Source organism: Wolbachia endosymbiont of Atemnus politus, from assembly GCF_013309895.1.
The window spans coordinates 1-8623 of sequence record NZ_JAAXCS010000054.1; the positions used below are offsets into that span (position 1 = coordinate 1).

Annotated in this window: 7 protein-coding genes and 1 pseudogene; 4 read left to right on the forward strand and 4 right to left on the reverse strand. The window is 36.9% G+C overall.

All coding sequences use genetic code 11. The annotated features are described in order from the left end of the window. Nucleotides 1-67 precede the first annotated feature (67 nt). A complete protein-coding gene (locus tag HET73_RS04430) occupies nucleotides 68-1564 on the forward strand; it encodes a proton-conducting transporter transmembrane domain-containing protein (RefSeq protein ID WP_174133495.1) in 1497 nt (498 codons plus the stop codon). Here HET73_RS04430 and HET73_RS04435 read toward each other — a convergent pair. Next, a complete protein-coding gene (locus HET73_RS04435; protein WP_174134089.1) occupies nucleotides 1546-2472 on the reverse strand; it encodes an FKBP-type peptidyl-prolyl cis-trans isomerase in 927 nt (308 codons plus the stop codon). The two genes, HET73_RS04430 and HET73_RS04435, sit on opposite strands and share 19 nt — an antisense overlap. Continuing rightward, on the reverse strand, nucleotides 2465-3265 hold the full coding sequence (locus HET73_RS04440) for a polyprenyl synthetase family protein (RefSeq protein ID WP_174133078.1): 801 nt from the start codon (nucleotides 3263-3265) through the stop codon (nucleotides 2465-2467). Before HET73_RS04440 ends, HET73_RS04435 begins: the two co-directional genes overlap by 8 nt. A 147-nt stretch (nucleotides 3266-3412) precedes the next feature. Here HET73_RS04440 and acpP point away from each other — a divergent pair, with 147 nt between their 5' ends. The 3 genes from acpP to HET73_RS04455 all read left to right on the forward strand — a co-directional run bounded on the left by acpP (nucleotide 3413) and on the right by HET73_RS04455 (nucleotide 6138). Beyond that, nucleotides 3413-3676 carry an acyl carrier protein gene (acpP, locus tag HET73_RS04445; RefSeq protein ID WP_174133077.1) on the forward strand — a complete coding sequence of 88 codons (264 nt, stop codon included), beginning with the start codon at nucleotides 3413-3415 and terminating at the stop codon, nucleotides 3674-3676. A 6-nt stretch (nucleotides 3677-3682) separates the two neighbouring features. Beyond that, nucleotides 3683-4948, forward strand: a complete 1266-nt coding sequence (gene fabF / locus HET73_RS04450; protein ID WP_174133076.1) for a beta-ketoacyl-ACP synthase II — start codon at nucleotides 3683-3685, stop codon at nucleotides 4946-4948. A gap of 260 nt (nucleotides 4949-5208) precedes the next feature. Continuing rightward, nucleotides 5209-6138: an AEC family transporter gene (locus tag HET73_RS04455; RefSeq protein WP_174133075.1), complete on the forward strand. Its 930-nt coding sequence runs from the start codon at nucleotides 5209-5211 to the stop codon at nucleotides 6136-6138. Nucleotides 6139-6148: 10 nt separating this feature from the next. Here the strand turns inward: HET73_RS04455 and gatA are convergent, their stop codons facing one another. Next, a complete protein-coding gene (gene gatA, locus HET73_RS04460; RefSeq protein WP_174133074.1) occupies nucleotides 6149-7612 on the reverse strand; it encodes an Asp-tRNA(Asn)/Glu-tRNA(Gln) amidotransferase subunit GatA in 1464 nt (487 codons plus the stop codon). Nucleotides 7613-7913: 301 nt separating this feature from the next. Then, a pseudogene (gene terL, locus HET73_RS04465) lies at nucleotides 7914-8373 on the reverse strand (phage terminase large subunit); the annotation flags it as partial. Nucleotides 8374-8623 lie beyond the last annotated feature (250 nt).

The window sequence follows — 8623 nt, forward strand, 5'->3', positions numbered from 1 at the left end:
ACATAGCAGTTTTTCTGTGATTTGAGTATAATTCTAGCTTTATCTAAGCAGAAAAATGAATAATTTAATGGACTATGTTTTAACATCTCTTTCCTTGCCATTTTTTATTACTGAAGATTATTTATTGATTACTGCACTGATTCCGCTTTTGGGCGCAGTGATTATCTTCTTTACTGGCAAATGGCCTAGAGTGAGCAATGGTATTACTGTTGCTTCTTCTGTACTTCTCCTTATGTATGTATGCCTATGTACCTCATATTGGGTGCTTAATGATACTTCCCACTTTATCCTCATGGATTTTGGCAACAATTTGCATATTAGTTTAAAACTAGAGTCCACTGGGGTGGTATTTAGTTTACTAATATCATTTTTATGGATATTAACCAGCATGTATGCAATATGCTACATGAAAAATAACTATCCAGATCGTAATCACTCAAGCTTCCTGTGTTTTTTTTCGGTATCAATCAGCTGTACAATGTTTATTGCTTTTTCTGGTGATCTGCTTACTGCGTTCGTTTTTTATGAGCTCTTGACTATTAGTACCTATCCTCTCGTTACTTATAGTGCAACAAAAGAATCAATGATAGCTGGACGTTATTACTTTGGTGTGCTGTTCTTTTCTTCCCTGGTACTATTTTTTCCAGTTCTAGGTCTCTTATATAATGAATTTCATACTCTGGACTTCGTAAGCGGTGGAATATTTAAATTTGATACTTCGCTTGTCACTTTTACTGCAGTGTGCTTTGCCATGTTGATTTATGGAGTAGGCAAAGCTGCATTAATGCCAATGCATTTTTGGCTGCCAAAAGCAATGGTTGCACCAACTCCTGTAAGTGCGCTACTACATGCTGTTGCTGTTGTGAAGTCCGGAGCTTTTATTGTCATAAAAGTCATATTGTACACTTTCGGCATCAATAATCTTCAACGCTTTACACAACAAAATTGGTTTGCTGGAGGATGGCTGCCATACGCTGCAGGACTCACCATCATTGCCGCTTCACTGATTGCACTCAAGCAACAAGAACTGAAAAAGTTGCTTGCTTACTCTACCGTTTCTCAATTGTCATATATTATACTATTTGCTTCAATTTTTAGCGATCTCAGTGCAAGAGTTGCAATTTTTCAGTTAGTTTGTCACGCATTTGCAAAAATCACTTTATTTTTTGTTGTAGGCAACATAATAACGAAAACAGGCGAGAAATATGTAGATAGAATTCACGGCATAGGACGCAGCATGCCGATTACCATGATAGCATTTACTGTAGGCGCATTATCTATGATAGGAGTGCCACCCGCTCCAACTTTCTGGAGTAAATTTCTCATTTTTCAAGCTGTTTTTAACTCCGGCAATATAGCACTTTATGTATTTGTCACCCTTGTATTAATAGTAAGCACTATACTCAATGCTATGTACTTTTTACCAATAATTTACAATGCTTTTTTCTCGAAGTCTTCTAAGAACTTTTTCATTAAAAAGACACCTACTTTTCTAGTTTTGCCGCCAGTTATCACTGCCATATGTACTTTTATTATTTTTTTTAGTTACCAAGCTTGCCTTTGAACTTCATTGGCATCTAAACTTAAATTAATTATTGAGACACTTTCTTCGTCAAAATCTATGTCTCCGATTAACATACCATCAGTAACGTTCAAAAGTTCCGGTGGGGAAATGATAGTTCTGTTATTATTCTCTCTCATTCCCATAACTCCAAGCTCTATAGCAAGTGGTACTTTTTTATCACCAACCTTGAATTGCATTGTTTGATTTTTGATTATATATTCACCATCATGCCCTATTACACTATATCTAATCGATATTTCGTCACCACACTTCACCTGTTTTCCAACCTTGTTAGTTGAGTCATTAAAAATCATCATATTATTTACTGAGTCGGGATATCTATCTTTTACTTCAAGTAGTTTGACATAATAAGAACTAAAATTCGTTTTGTTATCATTAGCAACACTGTTTACAGTAACTACACGCTCCCCTCCTTCTTTCATCCCTATTACCCCTAAACCTACCTCTTTCCAGTTATCCTGGCCTATTTTCAAAGTAACATCGGAGACTTGACTTAGAAGTGGAAGCGATGCCGCTAGATTACCGGATATTTTATACACTTGTAACAGGACTTCTTGACCACATAGAGCTTTGCTGCCACTGCCTTCTGTAATTTCATAAAAGCTTGTAGTATTTTCCTCTTTTTCTTGCTGTGTTATTTCTTCTAAATACTTTGTCAGCCCGTGTTTTTCAATATAGCGGTCAAGTGCTGATTCAAGTATCGGTTTCACTAGGTAATATGCTATCGTTTGCACCAAGCCATCGTGCGCAGCATTTATCTCATAAAGCTTGTCCTTTTTTTCTGGCTTACCTTTGTTGATATGGACGACAGTAAACACAAAAGCGGAAGTTAAAGTAAAAGTTATTAATATGGAAACAAGCAATTGTAATATAATTTTCTTAGCCATCTTTCCTTACTCGATCCAATAAATCATATAAATAGTCAGTATCTCCTGAAAGCTTACTCAGATTATCCAAAGCTTGCTTAAAAATGTTGTCTATATAGTCCTCTATTTCACTTTTATCAAGCACGGACATTAAATTATTCATCTCATCTTGTTTGTAGTCTTCAACATCATCCTTGGCTTGAAAGATGAGGCCCAGATTTACCCCGTAGTTATATAATGCTCTACGCTGCTCGTCTGTTGCATCTCCTACTATAGCACCTATTTCACATGAGGCTGCAAATAGTTTTGCGGTTTTCATCAAGTGAATCTCCTTTATCTTAGAGAAATCTGTACCAATGTCTAAAATCTGTCCTCCTACCATTCCCTTAGTTCCTATCGCCTGAGAGAGCGCTTTTATAATTTCACAGCGTTTATTATTATCCTCATTTAGTGAAGATAATATTTCAAAAGCAAGGGTAAGCAGCGCATCCCCAGCAAGCACCGCTGTTGCTTCGCCAAATTTCTTATGGCAACTTGGCTGACTTCTGCGAATGTCGCTATTGTCCATACACGGCAAATCGTCATGAATCAGAGAGTAGGTGTGAACACATTCAACTGCCATAGAAGCTGATATCGTTTTCTCAGCTTCTACATCAAACACTCGTGACGAAGCTGTGACTAAAAGTGGACGTGTGTACTTTGCCGGAGCAAGAAGCACATAACGCATAGCTGATATAAGCTTGTTTTGGCTATCTTCAGGTAAAAATTTATCTATTTCTGCAATGAGCAGATTTTTTGTTGTTTCATCTAACATTTCTTTATTGAGCTTGCTAACCCTAGCATATGATACTGAAGCAGCGGGAGCGGTAAAAAACTTTACAATAGTTTATCAATCATAAAAGGTATTGCAAATATGAAAATTTTTTATAACATCGAAGAATAGATTATTTTTTGGTTAAAAATGAATAGCGAACTAGCAAAAAGCACTAGAGAAGACATAGAAGAAAAGGTAAAAAAGATTGTATTAGAGCACATTAGTAAGGATGTGGAGAAGTTCACCAACTCTTCAAAGCTTTTTGAGCATGGTGCAGACAGTTTAGATGCAGTTGAGATAATCATGGCAGTAGAAGAAAAGTTTGAAATAGAAATTGCTGAGGAAGATGCACAAAAAATGGAAACTATGGAACAAATAGTTGAGTATATAGTAAAAAAAACCAATAGTTAGTGTTAAATGAGCAGAAGAGTAGTAGTTACTGGTATTGGCTTAATTACTCCACTGGCAGCAGATGTCAAAAACACTTGGCTCAAATTAATAGATGGCAAGTCTGGTATAAGGGAAATCAACAGATTTGATTTTTCTGATCTTGCTTGCAAAGTTGCGGGGCAAGTGCCTATGCAACACGATAATATTGAGCACTACTTTAACTCGCTAGATTATATCTCTGAAAAAGATCTAAAAAGGACAGGTCGCTTTATTCACTACGGCATTGCGGCTGCTATTCAGGCAGTAGACGATTCCATGATTTTGGAAAACCAAAATATCAATCGAGAGCGCGTTGGTGTAGCTATTGGTTCTGGTATAGGTGGTCTTCCATCAATTCAGGAAAATGTAATTACTATGCAGGAAAAGGGTCCTAGGCGTGTCAGCCCATTTTTTGTTCCCGCAAGTCTAATAAATTTGATATCTGGGCATATTTCTATTAAATACGAATTTACAGGCCCAAACGATTCAGCAGCAACCGCATGTGCAACAGGTGCGCATGCAATTACAAACTCAGCGAGAGCTATAAAACTTGGTGAAGCAGACGTGATGGTTGCAGGTGGATCAGAAAGTGCACTGTGTAGGGTTGGAATTGCAGGTTTTACATCCATGAAGGCACTATCAACTAAGTTTAACGATAAGCCTGAAGAAGCTTCAAGACCATGGGATGAAGAACGTGATGGGTTTGTTATGGGTGAAGGGGCTGGTATATTAGTGCTAGAAGAATATGAACATGCAAAAAAAAGAGGAGCAAAAGTATATGCTGAACTGATTGGATACGGACTAACAGGGGATGCACACCACATCACAGCACCACATTCAGAAGGAAGAGGTGCATTTAAAGCAATGCAAATTGCCTTAAAGAGTGCACAAGTTAATACAAACCAAATTGGATATATCAATGCACATGGCACTTCAACACCGCTTGGAGATCAAATCGAAGTGATAGCAATAAAACAGTTATTTGATGATTATGCTTACAAAGTACCAGTGTCTTCCACTAAATCTTCTATAGGGCACTTGCTTGGCGCTGCAGGGAGCGTCGAAGCAATATTCAGCATCCTTGCGTTAAATAATGGAATTACTCCACCAACTTTAAATCTACACAAACCTTCGGAAGGATGTGATTTAAATTTTGTACCATTTAAAGCTCAAGAACATAAAATCCAATATGTACTTTCCAATTCATTTGGCTTTGGTGGCACTAACGCTTCGCTTATCTTTAGACAAGTATAAAAGCCAAGTCTAAACTTTGATAAATCTACTACTATTAAAAAATATGCAAGAAACTTTATAAAAACTTAACATAATTTAATCATAAAAATATCATTTTTATATCTTGTGTAAAAGTGAGTTTCAACACTCGAAGAATCTTTTTTTTATTAATATGAATTGGGTAAACTGAAAAATAAATTTTATTTACTTTTACAACATCTTAAGATCTAATATCACTTTATCAGTCGGAAATATCAAGAGGGATTATAATTTAGGCTAGTATGTTTTTTACCCTTTTTCTCAAAATATTGCCTATTTATATTACAATATTTATTGGTTATTTAGCAGGAAAATGTCTTAAGATTGATAGAAATACTATATCTCAAATACTCTTTTATATAGCTAATCCAATAGTGATTCTGTATGGAGTATCTCATACAGAAGTGAATTTAAAAGTAATTTCTTTGCCGATTTTGATATGGTTTATAGGTAGCGTTATGTCCTTATCAGTGTATTATCTTTCTTCTTTTTTATTTAAGGACAACACGAAAAACATATTGGCATTTAGCTCAGGTAGCACAAGTATGGGTTATTTTGGCTTACCAATTGCTATGACTTTGTTTGGTGAGGATTCAGTTTCTGTATATGTTGTCTGTTACATAGGAATGGCATTGTTTGAAAATAGCTTAGGGTTTTATATAGCTGCAAATGGTATCTATACTGCAAAAGAATGCATGTTAAGGTTACTCAGACTTCCTTCATCTTATGCGATGATTCTGGGCTTCTTTTTGAGTGTATGCGATATACAAATACCTGCTTTTCTAACAGATGTTATGATGAATATTAGAAGTACATTTATTACATTAGGAATGGTGCTACTTGGAGTGAGTATTGCGCAAATTACAAATTTTAAAATAGATTGGAAGCTCGCTCTGACAACTATTGCAGCAAAGTACGTATTTTGGCCATTATTTGTTTTGGGAATTGTCCTGATAGACAAACATATTACAGGTATATACGATGAGAGTATATATAAAGCGCTGATGTTGCTGGCTATTATTCCAGTTTCCGGATCTAGTGTAATACTTGCTAATATTTTAAATTATCAACCAGATAAAGCTACTTTGTTACTTTTCATAAGTACTGCAGTAGGACTATTTTACGTTCCACTAATACTATCATTATTTTTTGCTAAACTTGCTCCTTTTTGAGCTTGCGAGTCTAGCTATGCAGCTCAATTATTCTGCCACAATTTTGCTCTATCACATTTGCTACATTCAATATTCCAGCTTCATCATAATAGTTTCCAATTACTTGTAGAGCAAGTGGTAAACCCTCATTAGAAAGTCCAACAGGAACGGAGATAGCAGGTAGACCAGCTAAACTTGCGGGTACGGTGAAGACATCATTGATACACATAATTAGCGGATCTGGCTTTTCATTCAAGCCAAAAGCTTCTGTTGGAGCAGAAGGAACAAGTATGTAATCTATTTTTTCAAATGCTTTTATGAAATCATTTCTGATTAGTGCTCTAATACATTGCGCTTTTTCGTAATATTCATTGTAGTGGCCTGAAGAAAGTGCGTAAGCACCGATTAAGATTCTTCTTTTTACTTCCTTTCCAAAACCTTCCGCTCTTGTTAGTGAATACATTTCTTCGAGGGTGTTGGCGTTAGCCCTGAATCCATAACGCACGCCATCATAACGAGCAAGATTAGATGAAACTTCAGCAGAACAAATTAGATAGTACACTGGTATTGCATATTTAGTGTGCGGCAAGGTGATATCAACAACTTCAGCACCGTTTTCTTTCAAATCGGAAGAAACTTTTTCCCAATGATGAACAATTTCTTCTGAAATCCCATCCATTCTATATTCTTTTGGTATACCAATGCGCTTACCCTTGATATCACCATCTATAAAATTAGAAAATTTAGGCACTGGTTTTTCGCTCGATGTTGAATCTTTGTTATCATAACCACAGATTGTTTCCAGCATTAATGCTGAATCAGAAACGGAGCGAGTAATGACCCCTGCTTGGTCCAGAGAGCTTGCAAATGCAATCATACCAAAACGTGAGCACCTCCCATAAGTTGGCTTTGTTCCAACTACTCCACAATAAGCTGCTGGTTGGCGTACAGATCCACCAGTGTCGCTACCGAGCGCTCCAGCGCACAAAAATCCAGCAACCGATGCTGCAGATCCACCAGATGATCCACCGGGTACAACTTTTTCTCCATCACTTTTTCTAGTCCACACATTTTCGACGGAACCACAATAACTATTTGTATTTGCAGAGCCCATGGCAAATTCATCCATGTTAAGCTTACCGAGCATGGCTGCTCCACTTTTTAAGAGCAACTCAGATACTGTAGATTCGTAAGTCGGAACGAAGTTTTCCAGCATTTTTGAACATGCTGTTGTTTTTATTCCTTTCGTGCAGAATAAATCTTTAACACCAACTGGTATACCCATGAGCGGCGGGGCATTCTTTTGTTTCGAAAAATATTCATCTGCAGCTTTAGCGGCCTTTATTGCTACTTCTGGAGTTTTTGTTACAAATGCATTTAATTTCTCATTTTCAACTGCATTGATGTGTGCCTCTACAAGTTCGACGGCAGAAAAATCTTTTCGTTTAAGCCCATCACGCATCTCTGTAATGCTTAGCTTTCTTAATTCATTCATTCACTAATATTCAATTTTTAGTAAGAATAACAACAATAAGGCAAAAAATCTATACGTTTGTAGTTACAGTTAGAAATGTTGTGACTTGCATAAAAAAGTCTGGCGTTTCCTGTAGCACTCTTAAATTGCTTTGATGTTTAAGTAATGCGAGACCTCAATGACCTGCAACTGGAGGTCTTCACGGTGTGTACACTGCTACGGCACTGGTCTATTGCTACTATAGGATTGGTTAATAAGTACAATGGTCTATTGCTACCACTCAACCAGGGCCAGGGCTTTCGCCCTAACCCTGAAGTAGCTTCTACAATGTTCGTACAGCTATGGTTCTGAGGGTATTGCTTCTCATCCACTGCAAATACTGCACAGTGCTGTCGACTTGGTCGTTGTAGTGTGTTTCTGGAAACATTAAAATCTCATACTCAAAATCGTTCAGCCATATCGCTTGGTGTGGCAAGAAAACTTTTCCAGACTCTATAATTGGAACAATCTGGTGAAATCGAGCGAGTTTGTCGTCATGTGGTACTATTTCAATAATAGGCAAATCACTGTTTGCCTTTAGCTCTTGTACTAATTGCTGACCACTTGTTTCCGCTTCAATTAAAATTGCGTGTGGTTGCAGCTAAGGACAGAACTTGCTCTTTAAGCTTTGGATATTCAAGTTTTGCACGATATACATCGAGTAAATAGAATTTATTATCTGCTTTTGCCCAAGTGGTGCAGACACTAAAACTGCTAGAATCGTTTATTGAAACCGCAGTATCTCATAGATCTTGCTAGAGAGGAAGGACACACAGAAATTATGAGTATATTCTAAAAAGAAAAGTCTATTATTAGAAGCTGCCAGCAGTAACTTTGAATCTTATTTAAGTGGTATAACAATAAGTAGCAAGAACAAGGGTTCTAAACCATTTCTTTCTGAAGTTGTGTTATTTCAGCTTTAGGGAGGCCGGTGGATTCAGCTATTAAGTCGACAGATACGCCAGCTTTAAGTAGGTTTTTAGCGACTTCAAT

Bases quoted from the DNA above. Each gene is read 5' to 3' on its own strand.
- HET73_RS04430 (WP_174133495.1), top strand. From the start codon at position 68: ATGGACTATGTTTTAACATCTCTTTCCTTGCCATTTTTTATTACTGAA.
- HET73_RS04435 (WP_174134089.1), bottom strand. From the start codon at position 2,472: ATGGCTAAGAAAATTATATTACAATTGCTTGTTTCCATATTAATAACT.
- HET73_RS04440 (WP_174133078.1), bottom strand. From the start codon at position 3,265: ATGTTAGATGAAACAACAAAAAATCTGCTCATTGCAGAAATAGATAAA.
- acpP (WP_174133077.1), top strand. From the start codon at position 3,413: ATGAATAGCGAACTAGCAAAAAGCACTAGAGAAGACATAGAAGAAAAG.
- fabF (WP_174133076.1), top strand. From the start codon at position 3,683: ATGAGCAGAAGAGTAGTAGTTACTGGTATTGGCTTAATTACTCCACTG.
- HET73_RS04455 (WP_174133075.1), top strand. From the start codon at position 5,209: ATGTTTTTTACCCTTTTTCTCAAAATATTGCCTATTTATATTACAATA.
- gatA (WP_174133074.1), bottom strand. From the start codon at position 7,612: ATGAATGAATTAAGAAAGCTAAGCATTACAGAGATGCGTGATGGGCTT.